Annotated in this window: 21 protein-coding genes; 9 read left to right on the top strand and 12 right to left on the bottom strand. The window is 34.7% G+C overall.

What is annotated here, in order from left to right:
• Positions 1-50: 50 nt before the first annotated feature.
• Positions 51-1,088, top strand: a complete 1,038-nt coding sequence (locus GMA17_RS12480; protein WP_248396677.1) for a sensor histidine kinase KdpD — start codon at positions 51-53, stop codon at positions 1,086-1,088.
• A gap of 53 nt (positions 1,089-1,141) precedes the next feature.
• On the opposite strand, the gene hemB is transcribed toward GMA17_RS12480, so the two are convergent.
• From hemB to hemA, 7 genes are all read right to left on the bottom strand, one after another.
• Positions 1,142-2,134, bottom strand: coding sequence for a porphobilinogen synthase (gene hemB, locus GMA17_RS12475; protein ID WP_248396674.1), 993 nt, complete (start codon positions 2,132-2,134; stop codon positions 1,142-1,144).
• A gap of 1 nt (position 2,135) precedes the next feature.
• Positions 2,136-3,122 (bottom strand): DUF4421 domain-containing protein, encoded by a 987-nt coding sequence (locus GMA17_RS12470; RefSeq protein ID WP_248396672.1) that lies wholly within the window; start codon positions 3,120-3,122, stop codon positions 2,136-2,138.
• The gene (hemF, locus tag GMA17_RS12465; protein WP_248396670.1) at positions 3,113-4,015 is read right to left on the bottom strand and encodes an oxygen-dependent coproporphyrinogen oxidase; all 903 of its coding nucleotides are present in this window, start codon (positions 4,013-4,015) and stop codon (positions 3,113-3,115) included. Before hemF ends, GMA17_RS12470 begins: the two co-directional genes overlap by 10 nt.
• On the bottom strand, positions 4,005-4,541 hold the full coding sequence (locus tag GMA17_RS12460; protein ID WP_248396667.1) for a GNAT family N-acetyltransferase: 537 nt from the start codon (positions 4,539-4,541) through the stop codon (positions 4,005-4,007). The genes hemF and GMA17_RS12460 overlap by 11 nt, the downstream gene beginning before the upstream one ends.
• 8 nt (positions 4,542-4,549) lie before the next feature.
• Positions 4,550-5,575, bottom strand: coding sequence for a uroporphyrinogen decarboxylase (gene hemE, locus GMA17_RS12455; RefSeq protein ID WP_248396665.1), 1,026 nt, complete (start codon positions 5,573-5,575; stop codon positions 4,550-4,552).
• Positions 5,576-5,667: 92 nt separating this feature from the next.
• Positions 5,668-7,245 (bottom strand): hydroxymethylbilane synthase, encoded by a 1,578-nt coding sequence (gene hemC, locus GMA17_RS12450; protein WP_248396663.1) that lies wholly within the window; start codon positions 7,243-7,245, stop codon positions 5,668-5,670.
• A complete protein-coding gene (gene hemA / locus GMA17_RS12445) occupies positions 7,238-8,500 on the bottom strand; it encodes a glutamyl-tRNA reductase (protein ID WP_248396661.1) in 1,263 nt (420 codons plus the stop codon). Before hemA ends, hemC begins: the two co-directional genes overlap by 8 nt.
• A gap of 196 nt (positions 8,501-8,696) precedes the next feature.
• Between hemA and GMA17_RS12440 the strand changes: the two genes are divergently transcribed.
• Genes GMA17_RS12440 through GMA17_RS12415 form a run of 6 tightly spaced genes read left to right on the top strand, consistent with a single transcriptional unit; the run spans position 8,697 to position 14,980 of the window.
• The gene (locus tag GMA17_RS12440) at positions 8,697-9,590 is read left to right on the top strand and encodes a helix-turn-helix transcriptional regulator (RefSeq protein WP_248396658.1); all 894 of its coding nucleotides are present in this window, start codon (positions 8,697-8,699) and stop codon (positions 9,588-9,590) included.
• A gap of 50 nt (positions 9,591-9,640) precedes the next feature.
• A complete protein-coding gene (gene hemH / locus GMA17_RS12435; protein ID WP_248396656.1) occupies positions 9,641-10,675 on the top strand; it encodes a ferrochelatase in 1,035 nt (344 codons plus the stop codon).
• Between the two features lie 35 nt (positions 10,676-10,710).
• Positions 10,711-12,075 (top strand): MATE family efflux transporter, encoded by a 1,365-nt coding sequence (locus GMA17_RS12430; RefSeq protein WP_248396654.1) that lies wholly within the window; start codon positions 10,711-10,713, stop codon positions 12,073-12,075.
• Between the two features lie 10 nt (positions 12,076-12,085).
• Positions 12,086-12,634 carry a CopD family protein gene (locus GMA17_RS12425; RefSeq protein ID WP_248396652.1) on the top strand — a complete coding sequence of 183 codons (549 nt, stop codon included), beginning with the start codon at positions 12,086-12,088 and terminating at the stop codon, positions 12,632-12,634.
• A 45-nt stretch (positions 12,635-12,679) separates the two neighbouring features.
• Entirely contained in the window at positions 12,680-14,137 is a 1,458-nt protein-coding gene (locus GMA17_RS12420) for an ATP-binding protein (protein ID WP_248396650.1), read from the top strand.
• Positions 14,138-14,197: 60 nt separating this feature from the next.
• On the top strand, positions 14,198-14,980 hold the full coding sequence (locus GMA17_RS12415; RefSeq protein ID WP_248396648.1) for an enoyl-CoA hydratase/isomerase family protein: 783 nt from the start codon (positions 14,198-14,200) through the stop codon (positions 14,978-14,980).
• A gap of 87 nt (positions 14,981-15,067) precedes the next feature.
• Here the strand turns inward: GMA17_RS12415 and GMA17_RS12410 are convergent, their stop codons facing one another.
• From GMA17_RS12410 to GMA17_RS12395, 4 genes are all read right to left on the bottom strand, one after another.
• Positions 15,068-15,724, bottom strand: coding sequence for an HD domain-containing protein (locus GMA17_RS12410; protein WP_248396646.1), 657 nt, complete (start codon positions 15,722-15,724; stop codon positions 15,068-15,070).
• 66 nt (positions 15,725-15,790) lie between these two features.
• The gene (locus GMA17_RS12405) at positions 15,791-16,780 is read right to left on the bottom strand and encodes an acyl-ACP desaturase (RefSeq protein ID WP_248396644.1); all 990 of its coding nucleotides are present in this window, start codon (positions 16,778-16,780) and stop codon (positions 15,791-15,793) included.
• Positions 16,781-16,791: 11 nt separating this feature from the next.
• Complete coding sequence (locus GMA17_RS12400) at positions 16,792-17,529, bottom strand: 1-acyl-sn-glycerol-3-phosphate acyltransferase (RefSeq protein ID WP_248396642.1); 738 nt, start codon at positions 17,527-17,529, stop codon at positions 16,792-16,794.
• Positions 17,530-17,631: 102 nt separating this feature from the next.
• Positions 17,632-18,042, bottom strand: a complete 411-nt coding sequence (locus GMA17_RS12395) for a BrxA/BrxB family bacilliredoxin (protein WP_248396640.1) — start codon at positions 18,040-18,042, stop codon at positions 17,632-17,634.
• Between the two features lie 211 nt (positions 18,043-18,253).
• Between GMA17_RS12395 and GMA17_RS12390 the strand changes: the two genes are divergently transcribed.
• Together GMA17_RS12390 and GMA17_RS12385 are read left to right on the top strand one after the other, a co-directional pair.
• Positions 18,254-19,018 (top strand): TerB family tellurite resistance protein, encoded by a 765-nt coding sequence (locus GMA17_RS12390; protein ID WP_248396638.1) that lies wholly within the window; start codon positions 18,254-18,256, stop codon positions 19,016-19,018.
• 37 nt (positions 19,019-19,055) lie between these two features.
• Entirely contained in the window at positions 19,056-19,763 is a 708-nt protein-coding gene (locus GMA17_RS12385) for a PmeII family type II restriction endonuclease (RefSeq protein ID WP_248396636.1), read from the top strand.
• Here GMA17_RS12385 and dcm read toward each other — a convergent pair.
• Entirely contained in the window at positions 19,715-20,998 is a 1,284-nt protein-coding gene (gene dcm, locus GMA17_RS12380; RefSeq protein ID WP_248396634.1) for a DNA (cytosine-5-)-methyltransferase, read from the bottom strand. The genes GMA17_RS12385 and dcm overlap by 49 nt on opposite strands.
• Positions 20,999-21,055: the final 57 nt, after the last annotated feature.

The raw sequence follows: 21,055 nt of genomic DNA, 5'->3' as shown, positions 1-21,055 counted from the left end.
AAAGTTTCATCTTGTCTTAACAATTGAATACTCTCTAAAGCCCTAAATACATGAAAACTTATCACCAACTTTCGCAAGTATCTTTTCTTAAAAAATATTCGTATAAATTTCTCTTTGTTGCTTTTTTAGGAATCCACATACCATTATTAGGTATCATTATGTATGCGCTTTTTGCTACAACAATTTCTACGACTACGTTTATACTTATTACGTTAGGCTTAACGTTGGGAGCAACGGCGTTAACTTTAAAAGTTTTAGATGCATTATTAGACCCCATTATAAAAGGTAAAAATGCACTTAATGCTTTTGTTCAGGACAAAACAGTGCCAGATTTACCTACCAATTATACAGATGAGGTAGGGGAAATGTTAAGAAACATTCAATTTACTATTGAGCGTTTGGATGAGGTAGATCAAGAAAAACAAGACTTAATTGAACTCATTTCGCACGATTTACGGACACCTGTTTTACAAACGTTAGGTATAATTGATTTTTTAAAAGAAGATGGTGATGATCCTCAAAAACGGCAAGAGTATATTACGCTATTAAACGAGGTTGCTACTAAACAAGTGAAATTTTTAGAAGATATGCTTAAAATTTTGAAGGCAAAACATCTTGAAATATCATCTAAAAACTTTGAAATGCTATCGGCTTCTGAAATTATTAATGCCATTATTCACACCTATAAAAAATCTATTGAAGCCAAACAGTTGGTTATTGGTATCAACTTACCCGCTCAATTATCCATACGTGGACATGCCAATGGGATAACACAGGTTTTTGAAAATTTAGTAAATAATGCTATTAAGTTTTCGCAAAAAAACGGTGAAATTCGTATTTCAGGTGAAGAAACCAAAAATGAGGTGAAAATTATAATAAAAGATTATGGAATTGGTTTTAACGATCGCGCAAAAAGCACTTTATTCAAAAAATTTGTGCCCGGTCATTTAGGAACTAGTGGCGAACCAACAACAGGATTGGGACTTTATTTAACTAAAAAGATAGTAGAGAAACACGGTGGAACGCTTGAGCTTTATAGTGCAGGAAAAGGTACAGGTGCGCAATTTGTGGTATCCATTCCTAAATAATATAAAAAAACCCTACAGCTATGAATTTCTGAACTGTAAGGTTTTTTGCTTTGTTATTTGTTTAATAATTTTACCACATCCTTGGCAAAGTAGGAAGCAATTACATCTGCTCCAGCACGTTTAATGGCTGTTACTTGTTCCATCATAACGGCATCATGATTTAACCAGCCTTTTTCGGCAGCTGCTTTAAGCATGGCATATTCGCCAGAAACTTGATAAACAGCAACAGGAACATCAACCGTATTTTTAATTTCACGAACAATATCCAAATAGCATAAACCCGGTTTTACCATAACCATATCAGCGCCTTCGTCAATATCCATTTCGGTTTCTCGGATGGCTTCAAAACGGTTTGCTGGATCCATTTGGTAGCTTTGTTTGTCTTTTGGGACATTTGCCATATCTACAGGTGCAGAATCCAAAGCATCACGAAACGGGCCATAAAAAGCCGATGCGTATTTAGCTGAATAACTCATAATTCCTGTATTGTAAAAACCGTTATTTTCAAAAGCTTCACGAATGCTTAAAATACGACCATCCATCATATCACTTGGTGCTACAAAATTGGCGCCAGCTTCAGCATGAGACAGACTCATATCTGTTAATATATCAACAGTCTCGTCGTTTAAAATTAGGCCGTTTTTTACAACACCATCATGACCATAAGAGGAATATGGATCCATAGCCACATCAGTCATAACCAGCATATCTGGACAAATATTCTTAACCGTTTTAATGGCACGTTGCATTAAACCGTTTGGATTTAAAGCTTCCGTTCCTTTATTATCTTTTAAATTATCAGGTACTTTTACAAACAGCAAAACCGATTTCAAACCTAGATTCCAAAGCTCTTTTACTTCGTTTTCCAAAAGGTCTAAACTATAGCGAAAATAATTTGGCATGGATGCTATTTCTTCTTTTACGCCTTTACCTTCAACTATAAAAAGTGGTACTAAAAAATCGTTTGGCGTTATTATAGTTTCACGAACTAACGAGCGAATAGCTTCATTGCTACGTAAACGTCTGTTTCTTTTTAATGGATACATATTATTTTTTTAGCTTTATTTTTTTATTTAATTCTTCCGTTTTATAAACCAATTTTTTAGGAGCTTTAAACCGGTAGCCTAAAAAGATTTGAAAAAAAGGGATATCATCCTTTACATAGGTTTCTCGGTCTGTATTGTGATTTAAAATGAGGTAACTATAATCAGCACCTAAATAAAAGTCATTAATATCATAAGTTATTGCGCCTCTAAAATTTAATTCCGTTAATAATGAGAATAGACTTTCCTCGTCTGACGTGGAATAATTTAACCCCATTCCAACCGAAGCTCCAGCCGAAATAAATAGGTTTTTTGTAGGGACAAAATTGTAATAATAGGAAGGAGCAAAAGCAATATCAAAAGTATAGTAGTCGCTATCAAGAAAATTATCTTCTGTTTTTAAAGAGAATTTTGAGTAATAATAAACAAATCTAGGAATAAAACTGCCAACACTTTTAAGTTGTTTTTCATCTTGGCTTACAATAGCACGAAACGAGAAGTTTTCGTTCCAAATATAGGATGTACTTCCGCCTATTTTAAAGTTTTTAAATTTTGGAAAATATGCCGAGTTACTGCCATCTGACAGATAAAATCCTTTTTCTGAAAACACATCCAGTGTTTGCATCCAATGTTTTCCAAAGTATTGTCTTAAATTTAAATTAAAGAGTTTAGAGTCGTCATTATCCTTATTTTCTGAAAGGAAATCCGGAGCAAACGAATACGATATGGTAAGCGATCTAAACGATATAGAAGCACCAATTCTATTTTGTTTATTCGGATGTAGTTTGAAAAACAAATCGGAATTTCTGTCCTTAAGCTCTAAAGAATTGGAGGTGTTTACATAAAACAAGCGGGCTGTAATTCTATTAGGAAATAGTTCTTTGTATTCTGTTTGTTTTAGGTAAATAATTTCTGGAATGCTGTCCTGTGCAAAAAGTGGGCTTGTTGTAAAAGCAATAAATAATATGATTATAGCACGTTTTAAACCCATGATTTTGGATTTTGTAAAACGTCAAGGAGCTTTTCCTCGGCACTACCAGCTTCTGGATGATGATCATAAACCCATTGAACATGAGGTGGCAGACTCATTAAAATACTTTCTATTCTACCATTTGTTTTCAGTCCGAAAAGGGTGCCTTTATCATGAACCAAATTAAATTCTACATAACGACCACGACGAATTTCTTGCCAGGTGCGTTGTTCTGATGTAAAGGGTAGGTTTTTTCTTTTTTCTACAATAGGCACGTAAGCTTCTAAAAAGCTATCGCCAACTTCGGTTACAAAATTATACCAGTTTTCCATGCTCATGGTTTCGGTAGCTTTGCAATAATCGAAAAATAAACCACCTAAACCGCGACCTTCATTTCTATGTGTATTATAGAAATATTCATCACATCGGGCTTTATATTTTGGGTAAAACTCCGGATCATGTTTATCGCATGCCGTTTTACAGGTTTGGTGAAAGTGTATTGCATCCTCTTCAAATAAATAATAGGGTGTTAAATCTTGTCCACCACCAAACCATTGATCTACAATATTTCCATCTTTATCATACATTTCAAAATAGCGCCAATTAGCGTGAACGGTTGGAAGCATTGGATTTTTTGGATGCAAAACCAAGCTTAATCCGCAGGCAAAAAAATCAGCATCTTCCACGCCAAAATAGGTTTGCATGGAGTCTGGTAATTTGCCATGAACAGCAGAAATATTCACACCACCTTTCTCAAAAACAGCACCATTTTCAATAACACGTGTTCGTCCACCACCACCTTCTGGTCGTTTCCAAATATCTTCTTGAAATGTAGCTTTACCATCCACCGCTTCTAATTTAGCTGTAATGGTATCCTGTAATGTTTGAATGTATTGGTAGAATTTATTTTTCATACTGTAATTCGTATAGTTCCATATCTAAAACCGATTTACCCGAAACATATTCATTGTCCAAGGTTTTTATCCAAGTAAAGCCATTTCTTTCGGCAATCTGAATGCTGGCCAGATTGGATTTATGGATGATTATCTGTAAGGATTTTAGTTTTAGTTCATTAAAAGCAAAGTTTTTTGCAGCTTTTATACTTCGTGTCATCCAGCCTCGTCCAGAATATTTCTGACCTAAACAATAGGAAAATTCGCCTTGTTTTAATTGATAGTCTATATTTTTTAATATAATTAAACCCGCAACATCATCAGAATCAATATCCTTAATGGCAAAAGTGAACTCCGTTTTATTTTTTATTTGCTTTGTTTTTCTCTGTATATAATTTTTAGAATCTGCTTCAGATAAATTTTCAGATAAGGTTTTAGGCAGATATTGTTGAAATCGTTTTCCATTGGAAATCATTAACCGACTTAAGCTTTGCGCATCTTGTGGTTTTAAGACTTCCAATGAAAAGGATTCTGTTTTTAACTTCATAATGACGTTTAGGCACGATACTCTTTTACAGCATCAATAAACGCTTTGGCATGATCCAAAGGAATATTAGGTAAAATACCGTGACCTAAATTTACGATATATTTATCTTTTCCAAACTCATTAATCATTTGATGAACCATTTTTTTAATTTCCGTTGGTGGCGAAAACAAACGCGTTGGATCAAAATTACCTTGTAAAGTAATGTTCCCACCAGTTAAATAACGGGCATGTTTTGGTGAGCATGTCCAGTCAACGCCTAAAGCTGATGCACCAGATTTTGCCATAGTATCTAAGGCAAACCAGCAGCCTTTACCAAAAGCAATTACAGGCGTTTCATCTTTTAAAGCATCAATAATTTGTTGGATATATTGCCAAGAAAATTCTTGATAATCAACAGGTGATAACATGCCACCCCAAGAATCGAATACTTGAACGGCATTTACACCAGCCTTAACTTTTTCTTTTAAATAAGCAATAGTTGTATCTGTAATTTTTTGTAATAATTGGTGTGCAGCAACGGGATTTGTAAAACAAAATTCCTTTGCTTTATCAAAGTTTTTACTGCCTTGCCCTTGTACACAGTAGCATAAAATAGTCCATGGTGAACCTGCAAAACCTATTAATGGCACTTCATCGTTTAACTTTTCTTTGGTAGCTTTAATAGCTTGATATACATAATCCAAAGCAACCGTTACATCCGGAACAATAACGTTGTCCACGTCTTTTTGCGTGCGAATAGGATTGGGTAAGTAAGGCCCGAAATTAGGTTTCATTTGAACCTCAATATTCATAGCCTGCGGAATCACTAAAATATCACTAAATAAAATGGCTGCATCCATGCCGTACCTGCGGATAGGTTGAACCGTAATTTCACTTGCTAACTCTGGGGTTTGACAACGCGTAAAGAAATCATATTTGGCTTTTATTTCCATGAATTCTGGTAAATAACGCCCTGCTTGACGCATCATCCAAACTGGAGGACGCTCTACGGTTTCACCTTTTAATGCTCTTAAAAATAAATCGTTCTTAATCATATCTTGCTATATGCTACTGGCAATTTGCTACTAGCTGTTTTTATTTTAATACTTAACTTTAAATCGTTTGACAGATTTGAAGTCCTTAAATTTTAAATATAGAATTCATTAACCAATTCTACCACACTTTCAACCGTTGGTACTTTTGCTATACGCACATCTTTAAAATATTTCTTGGCTTCGTCTGCTGTGGTCGTACCAATGCAAAATGCAACACCTTTGGCTTTGTTTTTTTGTATATAACTTTCAACCGTTGATGGGCTGTAAAACATAACACCTTCAACCGAATCGGCTATAACTTTTCCATCGTATTTTGTTTCGTAAGCCTCTACCTCTTTAACAGTTATATTATTCTCGGCCAAAATAGTTGGTATGGTGTCTAAATGTAAGTTACTACAGAAATAAGTAACTTCTGTACCCTCCATAAATTCAACCAAATGTTCTGCTAAATCTTGTGCGTAATTAGCAGCAAACTTAACGGGACCGATGCGTTTTTCAATCATACGCTTGGTACGACGACCTACACAGTAAATATTTTTAAACTGTAATTCGGCAGCAGAATAATTTGTGGTTAAAGATTCAACGCCGTTTTTACTAGTAATGATTACGTTTTCAATCTCTTTCTTTAAAATACTTGGGTGAATACGATTTAAGTTGATTTTAGCAAAATCACTACTATCGGCAACCACATCATTATGAAATAATAATCGTTGGTCTTCCGTTAATCTTTTGGTTGAATAAATATTTATTTTTCTATCTGAATTTTTTATATCATCCATGAGGCGTTTTCCGCCACGTTCAATAACATACTCGGCACAAAATTGTGCTAAATTATGGTGCTCACCTAATTTCTCGTTTCTAGTAACTTCAATTTTTTTACTTCCATCAGGACTTAATAAAACACCTGTAAAGTTTATTTCTTCGTCTTTAATAAAAGCTAATGCACCAATAGGAGCAGAACAACCACCTTCTAATAGGTTTAAAAATTTGCGTTCTATGGTTGTACAAATTTCGGTTTCTTCATGATTTATTTCGGCACAGATGGCGCGAATTTCTTCATCTTCCTCTAAAGCCGTAACCATAATAGCACCTTGAGCAGGAGCCGGAATCATCCAATTTAGGTTAATGGCATTTTCGGGTCTTTTATCAATACGTCCCAATCCAGCAGCGGCAAAAATAGCGGCATTCCATTGTTCGTTATCTTCTAATTTTTGTAGACGTAAGTTTACATTTCCACGAATATCTTCAACAGTATGTGTTGGATAGCGGTTTAGCCATTGTGCACGTCTGCGTAAACTACCAGTGGCAATTACGGCATCTTTCTGTGATAAGAATTCTTCGTTATCTTTAAATACCAACGTGTCTCTAACATTTCCTCTTTTAATTACGGCTGCCTGAACAATGCCAGCTGGCAATAAGGTTGGTACATCTTTAAAGGAATGTACTGCAATATCAATGTCATCATTTAACATGGCAATATCTAGTGTTTTTGTGAAAACACCTGTAATTCCAAGCTCGTAAATGGGTTTGTTTAAAACTAAATCGCCTGTAGATTTTACAGGCACAATTACAGTTTTATGTCCAAGTTGCTCTATGATGCTTTGGACTGTTTTGGCTTGCCATAGTGCTAGTTCACTATCACGTGTGCCAATGCGTATTGTTTTAGACATGTTTTATGGTTTCTTCAAGTTGAAATACCTTTTTTATAAGTTCTAGGCTTTCATCAGTAGTAACGGCATCATCTTTTAAGTGATGCGCGAAATGATTGGTAATTTTTTGAATAATATTATTGCTGATCAGTTCAGCTTGCGATTCGTTAAAATCGGCTATTTTTTTTCGTTGTGTATCTAGTTCCGCATTTTTAAAATCCGTTAATTTTAACTTTAAAGCTTTAATGGTTGGTGCAAAACGTCTAGTTACCAACCAACTGCTAAACTCGGCTTTGATGTCTTCAATAATAGCTTCTGCACGCGGAATGTCCAAACGTCTGTTTTCAAGCGTGGCATCTGTCATTTCCGCCAATTGATCCATATGAATTAGAGTTACGTTTGGTAAATCTGTAACGTTGCTATTAACGTTTTTCGGAATGGATAAATCTAAAATTAATAACGGTTTTTTGTTCTGAATAATATCTTTATCAACGGTTGGTAATTGTGCGCCTGTTGCAACAATTAAAACATCAGTCGCGCTAATTTCCTCTTGTAAATTGGCGTAATCTTTTACAATTAAATTGAATTTACCTGCAATACGTTCTGCTTTATTTTTTGTTCTATTAATAAGGGTTATGTGCGAATTTTTAGAGTGTTTCACCAAATTTTCACAGGTGTTTCTCCCTATTTTGCCTGTTCCAAATAATAGGATGTTTTTTGAAGCAACATCAGTAACTTCATTTAAAATATATTGAACAGATGCAAATGAAACCGATGTAGCTCCTGATGAAATATTTGTTTCTGTTTTAATACGTTTACTTGCTTGAATAACGGAATTTATTAAACGTTCTAAAAATGAATTAACAAGGCCTAATTTTTTTGAAGCAATCGTGGCGTTTTTCAATTGACCTATTATTTCAAAATCACCTAAAATTTGACTGTCTAATCCAGAACCTACGCGGAACATGTGTGAGATAGCATCACGGTTTTTATATATGTAAGCTACTTTTTGAAACTCATCAACGGTACCTTTGGTGTTATCACACAAGAGTTTGATGAGTTGGTATGGATGTTCTGCAAAGCCGTAAATTTCTGTACGGTTACACGTAGAGGTAACTATCAAGCTTTCAACACCACTGTTTTTGGCTTGTTCTAACAGGGCTTGTTTTCCAGAATCGTCTAAACTAAAGTGGCCACGTATTTCGGCATCCGCTTTTTTATAACTTATCCCGATGGCGTAGAAGTAGGTTCCTTTAGAAATTTGGTATTGCTCCATAGTCGTTTTCAAAATTCCTAACAAATGTAGATTGGTAATGTGGAATAAAGTAACGCTCAAAGAACTATTAGTATCGTTACGGGTTTTTTAACGTTATTTTTCAAAATAATATGATAAATGTCATACTTTTGCAGTCGTACCAACGAATTTAGACTTATTAGTTTAGAATGAATCTAAATAGAAAGAAAAAATATCTATGGCAGATACTGTAAAAAATGTCGCTCAAAGAACTTTTAAAGAAACGAATGTAGATGATGGATTTATCATTTTAACCTATCAAAATGATAATGACCAAGCCGAAATAGTTGAACGCGAGATTGATAGTAGCTTTATTCAATTTCATTTCTGTGTAAAAGGTTCTAGTGTCTTTATGTTTAATAATGGGAGTTATTCTTTAAATATAAAAGAAGAAACGGCTTTATTATTATACAATCCGCAACGTGATTTACCGATACACATGAGTGTTCAACCAAAATCTTGGTTGGTATCCATGATTTTTTCGATTCAAAAATTTCACGGATTATTTTCGCAAGAAGCCAATTACATCACGTTTTTAAGTGGTGATAATAAGGACAAAAAGTATTATAAGGATAGTGTCATTTCGCCATCAATGGCTATTGTGCTTAATCAATTGATTAATTATAATTTAAACTCATCTGTTAAAAGCTTGTATTTTAAAGCGAAAGCATACGAATTATTGAGTTTGTATTTTAATAGAAGCGAAGATGCTAATATTGAACAATGTCCATTTTTAGCGGATGAAACCAATGTCTTGAAAATTAAGAAAGCGAAAGATATTATTATTTCACGCATGTCTGAACCTCCAACGCTTCAGGAATTAGCAGATGAAATTCAATTAAGTTTAAAGAAACTAAAGGAAGGCTTTAAAGAAATTTATGGCGATTCTGTATTTAGTTTTCTATTTGATTATAAAATGGAAGTTGCCAGAAAATTATTAGAATCTGGTGATAATAACGTCAATGAAGTAGGTTTAAAAGTTGGTTACAGTACATCTAGTCATTTTATTGCCGCCTTTAAAAAGAAATATGGCACAACGCCAAAAAAATACATAATGTCAGTATCTTCGTAAATTCAAATTCGGAATACAAAAAGAGCTTTAGTTACCAAAAAAAATATTGAATGAAAAAAGGCGTTTTACTCGTTAATCTAGGTTCACCAGATAGTCCAGAACCGAAAGATGTAAAAAAGTATTTAGGAGAATTTTTAATGGATGAACGTGTAATTGATGTGCCACTTTGGGCACGTACCTTGATTGTAAAAGGTATTATCTTAAATACGCGTCCAAAAGCATCAGCAGCTGCTTATAAAAAAATATGGTGGGAAAACGGTTCGCCATTAATTGTGCTTTCTGAACAGTTGCAGGAACGTATTCAGCAAGAGGTGGATTATCCTGTAGCTTTGGCCATGCGTTATGGCAGTATGACTATTAAAAAGGGAATTCAAGAATTAGTAGATAAAGGTGTTGATGCCGTGTTTTTAATACCATTATATCCGCAGTTTGCTATGGCAACAACGGAAACTATTTTGGTGTTGGCAGAGGAAATTCGTCAAGCACATTTTCCAAACGTTACCATCACTAGTTTACCTGCTTTTTATAATAATTCTGATTATATTAACGTGCTATCCGATAGTATTGCCCGACATTTAGAAGGCAAAAATTACGAACATTTGTTGTTTTCGTATCATGGTGTTCCGGAACGTCATATTCGAAAAAGTGATATTACCAAGTCGCATTGTAAAATTGATGGAAGTTGTTGTGCAACACCATCTCCAGCACATGAATTTTGTTACAGACATCAATGTTTCGAAGTGACGCGTTTAGTGGCTGAAAAATTAGGTTTTGCACCTGGTACATATTCGTCTAGTTTTCAATCCCGTTTAGGTTTCGATCCGTGGTTGTTACCATATACAGACCGAACCATTGAACGACTAGGAAAAGAAGGCATTAAAAACATGGCAATTGTAACGCCAGCCTTTGTGAGTGATTGCCTAGAAACTTTAGAAGAAATTGCCATGGAAGGTGAAGAAATTTTCCACGAAATGGGCGGTAATGAATTTACCACAATTCCTTGTTTAAACGCTGATAAGCCTTGGGTTGATTTATTAGCTAAATGGATTAATAACTGGGCAACTTCTGAAACTGAAACCGTATAAATTGTAGTGAAATTCCGATTATCTAGGAAATAAATATGGCTAAAATTGCATCTGTAGAATTAGGTACAAGTCCCATCGGTAAATTGCTTATCAAGCAAGCTGTACCGGCATCTATAGGTATTTTGGTTATGTCGCTAAATATTTTAGTCGATACCATTTTCGTAGGTCAATGGATTGGTTCAACGGCTATTGCAGCTATTAATGTTGTGTTGCCTGTTTCCTTCTTTATTGCCGCTTTAGGTATGAGCATTGGAATAGGAGGGTCGTCCATTATTTCCCGAGCTCTTGGTGCCAATAATTCCGTAAAAGCTTTAAAAGTTTTTGGAAATCAAATTACCTTAACGTTGTTGCTAACCATTGCCATGGTTACCTTTGGTTTAATTTACGTAAATGATATTATTCCTGCTTTTGGTGGTCAAGGTGCTATTTTTGAGCCAGCCAAAATTTACTATAAAATTGTATTGTATGGTGTTCCTGTTCTAGCATTAAGCATGATGGGAAACACGGTAATTCGTGCAGAAGGCAAACCCAAATTTGCCATGTATGCCATGCTAATTCCGTCCGTGGGAAATTTAATTTTAGACTACGTTTTTATAAACCTGTTGGATTATGGTATGGCAGGAGCCGCATGGGCAACAACGGGTTCTTATATTCTATGTCTTGCTTTTATCGTTTGGTTTTTTCTATCTAAACATTCTGAATTAAAACTGAATTTTTCGCATTTAGGACTCAATAAAAGCATCGTTTCAGAAATCAGTTCATTAGGTTTCGTTACTCTTGCTAGACAAGCTGTTGTTAGTATTACCTATTTATTTATGAATAATATTCTGTACGATTTAGGTGGCGAAACATCCGTTACGGCGTACGCTATTGTAGGACGAATGCTCATGTTTGCGCTTTTTCCCGTTTTTGGCGTTACCCAAGGATTCTTGCCAATAGCTGGTTATAATTATGGTGCAGAAAAGTATGATCGTGTTAAAGAAACCATATATACGGCTATAAAATATGCTGCGGGTTTAGCTACTTTAGTTTTTCTTTTATTAATGATTTTTCCAGAAGCAATTACGCGTTTATTTACATCAGATACCGAAGTAATTGCGGAAACTCCAAGCGCTATGCGATGGGTTTTTGCAGCCACACCTATTATTGCACTACAACTGATTGGTGCTGCCTATTTTCAGGCTGTAGGAAAGGCTATTCCGGCATTACTATTAACACTAACAAGGCAAGGATTTTTCTTTATCCCGCTCATTTTAATTTTGCCCCATTTTTATGGCGAAATGGGTGTTTGGATGTCCTTTCCTATTGCTGATGTGTTATCAACTATTGTTACCGGATTTTTTCTTCAAAAGGAAATAAAAAAGAGTCTTACCTTACCCGTAACTGAAAATAACTCATAATTTTAATCACGTGGAATATTACAACTACATAAAATCCCTTCATCTTATATTTGTCGTTACTTGGTTTGCAGGTTTGTTTTACATTCCTAGATTGTTTGTGTATCAAATTGAAGCATATCATAAACCATCACCAGACAAAGAAATTTTAGGCACGCAATTAAAATTAATGGCCAAGCGACTTTGGAATATCATTACCTGGCCATCTGCTATTTTAGCAACTGTTTTTGCTGTTTGGTTGCTGGTTTTACAACCGGTTTGGTTGGAACAACCTTGGATGCATGTTAAATTACTATTTGTTTTACTACTTATTATTTACCAATTAAAAACACATCAATTTTATAAACAACTTCAGAATGATGATGTACGGAAATCATCAAATTTTATGCGACTTTGGAACGAAGGAGCCACTTTTATTCTATTTGCCGTTGTGTTTTTAGTCATCCTGAAAAGCGCTATAAATTGGGTATTTGGTGTAATAGGTATATTCGTTTTAGGTATTTTATTGATGTTAGGGTTTAAGATTTATAAAAATATTAGAAGCAAAAATCCCAATGCTTAAAATATTGGCGTAATTCTTGATAACTTAAAAACTTAAACGCGATACATGAAATTAGCCAGACTCTCTTTAAGATTACGCATTTTTATTGCCATGATTTTGTTGGTGTTATTGGCTTCTATTCTAATTGCGGGTGTTACCATTTATCAATATAATGAGGAAGCTCGAGAATATCATCAAGATAGACTGGAGCGTAAGGAGGAAAACATTCGGGCCAGTATAGAGTATACCATTAAGGAAACCACTTACGAGGTAATTCCTGAAATGATGACGCTTATTTTCAAGGATGCCATCTATCAAATAGCTACCATCCATAATATGGAAATAAATCTGTATGATTTAGAAGGTGGTTTGTTAAAATCATCTAAAGCCAGTTTTGAATCTGATTCACTAACCAAATGTTTGGATGCTAAAATATTAAATACCATTTCTCATTCGTTAGACCATCGCTACGTAACGAATACTTTGGAGAATTCTGATAATTATTTATCATCCTACTCCATCATCACAGATAAACGTTTTAAACCGCTAGCTATATTGAATTTACATTATTTAGAAAACGATGATTTTCTAAATAAAGAATTACGCGAATTTTTAGAACGCTTAAGCTATGCCTATTTTGTAATGTTAATTATTGCTATTGGTTTAGCCTATTTATTGTCAAAATACATTACAAAATCACTTAAAACTATAAGTGATAAAATGAATGAAACACGCTTTGAAACACGGAATAAAAAGATTGATATTGGCTCTACCAGTCAAGAAATTGCTATTCTAGTAAACTCATATAATAGTATGATTGACGAGCTAGAAGCCAGTGCGGTAAAATTAGCAACTAGCGAGCGTGAACAAGCTTGGCGCGAAATGGCTAAACAAGTGGCTCATGAAATTAAAAACCCACTAACACCCATGCGGTTGAGTGTCCAAAGTTTTCAACGTAAATTTGATCCTGAAGACCCTAATATTTACGAAAAAGTAGATGAATATAGCAAAACCTTAATTCAACAAATAGATACTATGAGTTCTATTGCTTCGGCATTTTCAAATTTTGCAAAAATGCCTGCTCAAGAAAATGAAACCTTAAATGTGGTAAAAATTGTTAAGTTAGCCTTGGATATTTTTAATGAAGATTACATTGTTTTTATAGCCGAAAAGAAGGAAATTATAGCCAATTTTGATAGAACACAACTCATTCGTGTGGTAACTAATTTAGTTAAAAATGGTATTCAAGCCATTCCTGAAGATGGTTTAAAAACACCAAAAATTGTTGTTGAGGTTCGGGACGATAATGGGTTTGTAAACATTATTGTAACCGATAATGGAAAAGGTATTTCAGAAGAAAATAAAGAAAAAATATTTGAGCCCAAATTTACAACCAAAAATAGTGGAATGGGATTAGGCTTAGGAATGGTTAAGAATATTGTGGAAACTTATAACGGAAATATTACCTTTACATCACAACTAAATAAAGGAACGACGTTTACAGTAACGATTCCTAAAAAATAAATTTAATATTAATTAGGAGTGCTCTGATTACTTGGAGCCACTTGTTAAAAATCAACATACATGTCATATAACAACATTCTTTCCGAAACCCAAAACGGATTAACAACCATTACAATAAACAGACCTAGTAAATTAAACGCTTTAAATAAGGAAACCATTCAGGAATTGCATGATGCTTTTAAAGCTGCCAATTCGGATTCGGCCACTAAAGTTATTATTATTACGGGAAGTGGCGAAAAGGCCTTTGTTGCAGGAGCAGATATTAGCGAATTTGCCAACTTTGATGAATATAATGGCGGGAAATTGGCCGCTAAAGGTCAGGACCTTCTTTTTAATTTTGTTGAAAATTTAAGCACACCAGTTATTGCTGCCGTTAATGGCTTTGCATTGGGTGGCGGATTAGAATTGGCTATGGCTTGCCATTTTAGAATAGCGAGTATGAATGCTAAAATGGGACTTCCTGAAGTGTCATTAGGTGTTATTCCAGGTTATGGTGGTACACAACGTTTACCACAATTAGTAGGTAAAGGTCGTGCCATGGAAATGGTTATGACAGCGGGAATGATTGATGCCAATCAAGCTTTGGAATACGGATTGGTTAACCACGTAACAACAGAAGAAGAACTTATTCCGCTTGCAGAAAAAATTGCTGGCAAAATTATGCGTAATTCATCCGTAGCCATAAAAGGCGCTATTAAAGCCGTTAATGCGAATTTTAAAGATGGTGTAAATGGATACGATGTAGAAATTGAAGAATTTGGAAATTGCTTTGGAACAGACGATTTTAAAGAAGGAACAACAGCCTTTTTAGAAAAACGTAAAGCCGATTTCCCAGGGAAATAAAACTCAATAATTTGTAGTAAATTAAAACCTGAACACACTTTGTTTTCAGGTTTTTTTATGGTAAATGGTGAAAATTTTTAATGAAATTTATCGCTTTCCATCCCATTCGGCAAAAAATTGCTCTAAAAACCCGAGCATAAATTGATGCCGTTTTTCAGCTATTTTTTTTCCCGTCTTGGTATTCATGGTGTCTTTTAGGCGCAGTAGCTTCTCATAAAAATGATTTATGGTAGGAGCTTTTGATTTCTTATAAGTCTCCTTATCCATGGTTAAATCAGGCTTAATTTCTGGATTATAAAGTGCCCGATTTTTAAAGCCACCATAATTAAAAGTTCTGGCAATGCCTATGGCTCCTAATGCATCTAGTCTGTCCGCATCTTGAACCACATCCAATTCGGGTGATGAAAAAGATTTATTGGGATCTAAACTTGAACTATATGAAATATGCGTAATAATTTGAACGACATGCTCAATGGTTTTGGAATCCACATTTTCTTTAAACAAAAATTCACGTGCTGTTTGTGGACCAATAGTTTCATTGCCATTATGGAATTTACTATCTGCAATGTCATGAAGTAAAGCTCCTAAAGCGACAACAAAATCATCGACAGCTTCGTTTTTTGAAATAAGTAAGGCGTTTTTATATACACGTTCTATATGAAACCAGTCGTGTCCCCCTTCGGCATCTTGTAACTGGGTTTTTACAAAAGCGATGGTATTTGTTAGTGTTTGTTGATTTTTCATAAAGTGTTAAAAATAAGAATTCCTTCCAGTAAACTGAAAGGAATTTAAAAATTAATATCTGAAATATTACTTTAAAGAAGCGGGCTCCACCCACTTAAACTGAAATGAGTTTTCAGGTACTTTCATGCGTTCCGAAAGTCGGGTTAAACGCGCTGGTAATTTCATGAGGTAATCTCTTGCTTTTTCAGCTTCATCAGACAGATTGGTAATTTTATCAATTTCCCAACGCACTAATAATTTGTCTAAAATAGCCACATAATCAGCAGATGTATAGACACCTATTCGCTGTGCTGTGTTTGAAAACTCTTCAAAAGCTGTTCCTATTTTATTTCCAGATTCTCTTAAAAAATGTGCTGGCATTGTGATTTTTAATTTCATCATGTGTTGAAACGCAAGCATCATCTGATTAGGGTCTACAGCAAAAATGCGTTCTACAAACTCACAGTAAGCATGATGGTGACGCATTTCATCACCAGAAATAATTTTACACATTTTAGATAGTTGCTTGTTGCCTCTGTCTTTTGCTAATTTGGCTACGCGGTTGTGCGAAATATAAGTTGCCAATTCCTGAAAGCTGGTGTATAAAAAGTTTTTATAAGGATCACGATCAGTTCCAATATCAAAACCATCAGCAATAAGGTGCTGTGTGGTTATTTCAATTTCTTTCATATTTACGCGTCCCGATAAATACAAGTATTTATTCAGTACATCACCATGACGGTTTTCTTCAGCGGTCCAATGGCGAACCCATTTTCCCCAAGAATTTCGTCCCACTTGATCCACACCTTCTACATCCATTAACCAAGATTCGTAGGTTGGTAAGGCTTCTTCAGTAATCATATCACCTACTAAAACTACCCAAAAATCGTAAGGCAATTCTTTAGAAAGCTCACGGATTTCTTTCACACTTTCTAGAAAATTATCACTTTCAGAATTCGGTAAAAAATCTGATGGTTGCCAAATACTATCAACAGGAATTAAATATTTTTCTATAAGTGCATCCACATCCTTTTCAAGGTGTTGCATGACTTCCAATCGTACGTTTTTTAAAGACATAATGTTGAATTTTAAAGTTCTATTGCCGAGGCAATTGTGCTTTCAATTTGCTCAATTAGCTTCGACTTATTCTCAAAGGTAGCTAATTTTATAGGGTTATGAACCGTTAATTTTACATGATTTCCAATTCCCATTGGGAATTTCCCATATTTTAATAGCTTCCAGGAATTGTTAATGGTAATAGGAACTATAATGGCGGACGGGATTTTTTTAATTAAAATTTCGAGTCCTTTTGTTTGAAATGGTTTAGGTTGGCCATTTTTACTTCGCGTACCTTCTGGGAAAATAACAGCTGTACCCTTGGTTTCTTCAATATATTCACCAAACTTCATCAGTGCCGGAAGTGCTTGTCTTGGGTTTTTTCTGTCGATTAAAACCGATCCACCATGACGTAAATTATAGGACACACTTGGAATACCTCTTCCAAGTTCCTGTTTACTAATAAATTTTGGATTGATCTCGCGCAAATACCACATTATAGGCGAAATATCATACATGCTTTGATGGTTAGCCACAATAATTACAGGGTGACCCTTTGGAATATCATGGGTGTTGGTAAAAGTGTAACGCGTTCCTAAAATATTGGTACAGCGCATAATGAAGAATTGCAACCAATCTACACTAATTTTATGGGCTTTACGACCTAGCACATTAAAACAAAACCATTGAATTGGGTGGAAAACAACCAATGTTAATAAAAAGAAAACGGCATAAATACTCGTTAAAATATAGGCGACAATTTTTTCCATTTTAATGATATCTAATAAGTACTGCTAAATTACTTTAAACTGTTTCATGCACAAAAAAAACCACGATAAAATCGTGGTTTAAATTTGAATTAAATACCTGTTTTAGCAATTTGCGTTGTAGGCATCTTTTAAGTTTTCTGCTATCATTTCAGCTGGACGACCTTCAATATGATGACGTTCAAGCATGTGGACTAATTCGCCATCTTTAAACAAAGCCATACAAGGTGAACTTGGAGGAAATGGTACCATGTGCTGACGCGCTTGGTTAACGGCATCTTTATCAACACCTGCAAAAACCGTTACAATATGGTCTGGTTTTTTAGTGTTATCTAAACTCATGCGCGCTCCTGGACGTGCATTGGCTGCTGCACAACCGCAAACGGAATTTACAACCACAAGTGTTGTACCTTCTTTAGCTAAAGCTGCATCTACAGCTTCGGCAGTGTGTAATTCTTCAAAACCAATTTTGGTTAAGTCTTCACGCATTGGTTTTACTAATTCTGCTGGATACATATATATTCTGTTTTATATGATTAATAAATATTGAATTGCAAAGATACCAATTGTGTAACAAATGCCGTAAGCAATCTACTAACAAATAGTATATTTACGCAAAATTTTAATTTTTAAGAATGGATTTCGTAAACCTGAAAATCCATTCTTCAGTTTTTAGAAGTATTTTAATAGTTTCAGGTTTTTATATAAATAAAAAATTAGCGTTTACATGAATTTTTCAAAATGGATAGGAGCCGCTATAGGCTGGTCGTTTGGAGGCCCAATTGGTGCTATAATTGGCTTGGCTTTAGGTGGATTAATGGATGTGTTTTCAGATAGAACAGATTTGGATACTATTTTCGGTCAAGGTCAAAAGGGCGGAACCTATGGATCCCGACCAACAAGAGCACAAACCCGTTCTGGCGATTTTGAGGTTAGTTTGTTGGTGTTAGCATCAGTGGTTATAAAGGCCGATGGGAAGCAGGACCAACGCGAATTGGATTTTGTACGTCAGCAGTTTGCACACATGTACGGGAAAGAGCGTGCTAATCATGCTTTTCAGTTGTTTAAAAGAATTAATAAGCAGGAAATTCCTGTGCAGCAAGTGTGTTTACAAATCAGACAAATGATGGATCATCCGTCGCGTTTACAATTATTACATTTTCTCTTTGGAATAGCCAAAGCCGATGGTCATGTAACGGAAGCAGAAGTAAATAAAATTTATACTATTTCAGGCTATTTAGGTATTCGCTCCATAGATTATGAAAGCATAAAAGCTATGTTTTATAATAGCAGTGATAATGCCTATAAAATATTGGAGATTGAAAAATCTGCAACGGTAACCGAAATAAAAGCAGGTTACCGAAAAATGGCTAAAAAGTATCATCCAGATCGCGTGATTCATTTAGGAAAAGAACACCAAATAGGTGCTGAAGAAAAGTTCCGACAAGTTCAAGACGCTTATGAGCAATTGCAGAAGGAGCGTGGGTTTTAAATTAAGGGTTATATTTACTTAATATATATTTAGAATAATGGAGGAAAAACAACGTTTACTGCTACTTGAGAAAGCCAAAGATTTTTTTAGAGATGAAATTGTGGAAGCACATATTAAGGTAGGATGTAAAAAAGCGGGTCGGCTTAAAAACTACAATGTAAATCCATTTTTGTTTAAGTACTTAGCTAATTTTTTGAAAGGTAACGATAGCCCTAGAAGTATAGCTGAAGCGCTAGTATTGCCAAGAGTTTTAGGTTCCTCTATTAATACATCCTTTGGAATGCGATTTCAAAAATTAATCAGCATGCTTTTTGAAGGGTACGGTTCTACTACGCCAGGAATTGATATTGAGTATGTAGATGCCATAGATGGTAGAAAAAAGTATTGTCAATTAAAATCCGGCCCCAATACTATTAATTCTGATGATGTTACAACTATTTTTAATCACTTTATAGGAACAATTAATTTGGCGAGAACGAATAATTTAAATATTGGTATAAATGATATGGTAGTTGGCGTTTTGTATGGCGAAACTTTGGAATTAAGTTCTCATTACAAAAAGATAAACGAAAAATATCCGGTTATAATTGGTGGAGATTTTTGGTACAGATTAACGGGTAAAAAGGACTTTTATTTAGATCTTATCGATGCCGTTGGCGAAGTTGCTTTAGAAATGGATGGTACATCAGTTTTAAATCAAACTATCGATGCGCTTTCAAAAGAAATAGAATCTAAATTTTTTTGATGAATCTCATAATATTTATTCAAAAAAGAGACCAAAGAATAACCTATTTCTTTAGCTAAATTTACAGGAACTGCATTACCTATTTGTTTGTATTGTTGACTTACAGAACCATGGAATTTCCAGTTGTCGGGGAAGGTTTGAATTCGTGCGTATTCTCTTACGGTAAAAGGTCTCGTTTCTTCAGGATGACAGCGTTCCGTTTGTTTTTGAGCAGGACTACAGGTTAACGTCAAACAAGGTTCGTCCCAGCCAATACGTCTTGCCATTCCTGTTTTTCCACCACCCAAATAGAAGCTTTTTTGCATGTATTCCTTTTGAATATCTAAAGGCAAATCGCGCCAATATCCCTTTTGCGGAACCAAATCTAAAACGTCTTTTTTATGTTGTGGATATTTTGAGCCTTCAGATTTTGGAACATTACAATCAAATAATTCACCTTTTTTTAAAGCATCACTCAAATTGTAAATGGTGTCATAAGGTAAAGGGTATTTATATTTTAAATGGATATCTTTACGAACACCTATTAAAATAAGGCGTTCTCTTTTCTGGGGAACATTATAATTTATAGCTTTTAAAACTTTGGTTGGTGTTACAACATTGTAGCCAATTTCATCTAAAACAGAAATCATGCCTTCAAGTGTTTTTCCTTTTTCATGACTTAATAAACCTTTAACGTTTTCACCTAAACAAATTTTTGGCTTCACATCATTAACAACGCGCGCAAATTCATAAAACAAAGTACCCCGTGTATCATTCAATCCTAGTTTTTTCCCAGCATAGCTAAAAGCTTGACAAGGAAATCCGCCAGTTACTATATCAACTTTATTGGTGTAATCTGAAAAATCAAAATTTTGAATATCACCTTCCAAAATATTCCAATTTGGCCTGTTTTTTCTTAAGGTTCCACAAGCCCATTTGTCAATTTCATTTAAGGCAACACATTTTAAACCCGCTTTTTCAAGTCCTAAAGCTAATCCACCTGCTCCAGCAAACAATTCTAAAACAGAATATGCATTATCTGGTTTTACAAAATTCCCTTGAAAATCATTTCCATTTATGTATTCATTAAACCTTGGAAAAAGCTCTAGTTGCTCTTTTCTATAAATTCTATAATCACTCATCGGTTCACGAGCAGCAGGAAGTTTGCCAGAATTGTCCCAGCGCCTTAAGGTTTCTGTGCTTTTCCCCAAAATATCTGATACCTCTGAAATAGAATAATAATCTTTAATAACCATATTACACAACCTTATACATGGTTACAAATATATTGATAGTTTGTTAGATTACAATAG

It is taken from the genome of Bizionia sp. M204, from assembly GCF_023205095.1.
Lineage (GTDB): Bacteria > Bacteroidota > Bacteroidia > Flavobacteriales > Flavobacteriaceae > Algorimicrobium > Algorimicrobium hallyeonense.
Note: the sequence above shows the minus strand (reverse complement) of the source record. Positions and strands in the feature narration are given on the sequence as shown.

Coding starts and splice junctions, on each gene's coding strand:
- GMA17_RS12480 (WP_248396677.1), top strand. CDS start 51: ATGAAAACTTATCACCAACTTTCGCAAGTATCTTTTCTTAAAAAATAT.
- hemB (WP_248396674.1), bottom strand. CDS start 2,134: ATGTATCCATTAAAAAGAAACAGACGTTTACGTAGCAATGAAGCTATT.
- GMA17_RS12470 (WP_248396672.1), bottom strand. CDS start 3,122: ATGGGTTTAAAACGTGCTATAATCATATTATTTATTGCTTTTACAACA.
- hemF (WP_248396670.1), bottom strand. CDS start 4,015: ATGAAAAATAAATTCTACCAATACATTCAAACATTACAGGATACCATT.
- GMA17_RS12460 (WP_248396667.1), bottom strand. CDS start 4,541: ATGAAGTTAAAAACAGAATCCTTTTCATTGGAAGTCTTAAAACCACAA.
- hemE (WP_248396665.1), bottom strand. CDS start 5,575: ATGATTAAGAACGATTTATTTTTAAGAGCATTAAAAGGTGAAACCGTA.
- hemC (WP_248396663.1), bottom strand. CDS start 7,245: ATGTCTAAAACAATACGCATTGGCACACGTGATAGTGAACTAGCACTA.
- hemA (WP_248396661.1), bottom strand. CDS start 8,500: ATGGAGCAATACCAAATTTCTAAAGGAACCTACTTCTACGCCATCGGG.
- GMA17_RS12440 (WP_248396658.1), top strand. CDS start 8,697: ATGGCAGATACTGTAAAAAATGTCGCTCAAAGAACTTTTAAAGAAACG.
- hemH (WP_248396656.1), top strand. CDS start 9,641: ATGAAAAAAGGCGTTTTACTCGTTAATCTAGGTTCACCAGATAGTCCA.
- GMA17_RS12430 (WP_248396654.1), top strand. CDS start 10,711: ATGGCTAAAATTGCATCTGTAGAATTAGGTACAAGTCCCATCGGTAAA.
- GMA17_RS12420 (WP_248396650.1), top strand. CDS start 12,680: ATGAAATTAGCCAGACTCTCTTTAAGATTACGCATTTTTATTGCCATG.
- GMA17_RS12415 (WP_248396648.1), top strand. CDS start 14,198: ATGTCATATAACAACATTCTTTCCGAAACCCAAAACGGATTAACAACC.
- GMA17_RS12410 (WP_248396646.1), bottom strand. CDS start 15,724: ATGAAAAATCAACAAACACTAACAAATACCATCGCTTTTGTAAAAACC.
- GMA17_RS12405 (WP_248396644.1), bottom strand. CDS start 16,780: ATGTCTTTAAAAAACGTACGATTGGAAGTCATGCAACACCTTGAAAAG.
- GMA17_RS12400 (WP_248396642.1), bottom strand. CDS start 17,529: ATGGAAAAAATTGTCGCCTATATTTTAACGAGTATTTATGCCGTTTTC.
- GMA17_RS12395 (WP_248396640.1), bottom strand. CDS start 18,042: ATGTATCCAGCAGAATTAGTAAAACCAATGCGTGAAGACTTAACCAAA.
- GMA17_RS12390 (WP_248396638.1), top strand. CDS start 18,254: ATGAATTTTTCAAAATGGATAGGAGCCGCTATAGGCTGGTCGTTTGGA.
- GMA17_RS12385 (WP_248396636.1), top strand. CDS start 19,056: ATGGAGGAAAAACAACGTTTACTGCTACTTGAGAAAGCCAAAGATTTT.
- dcm (WP_248396634.1), bottom strand. CDS start 20,998: ATGGTTATTAAAGATTATTATTCTATTTCAGAGGTATCAGATATTTTG.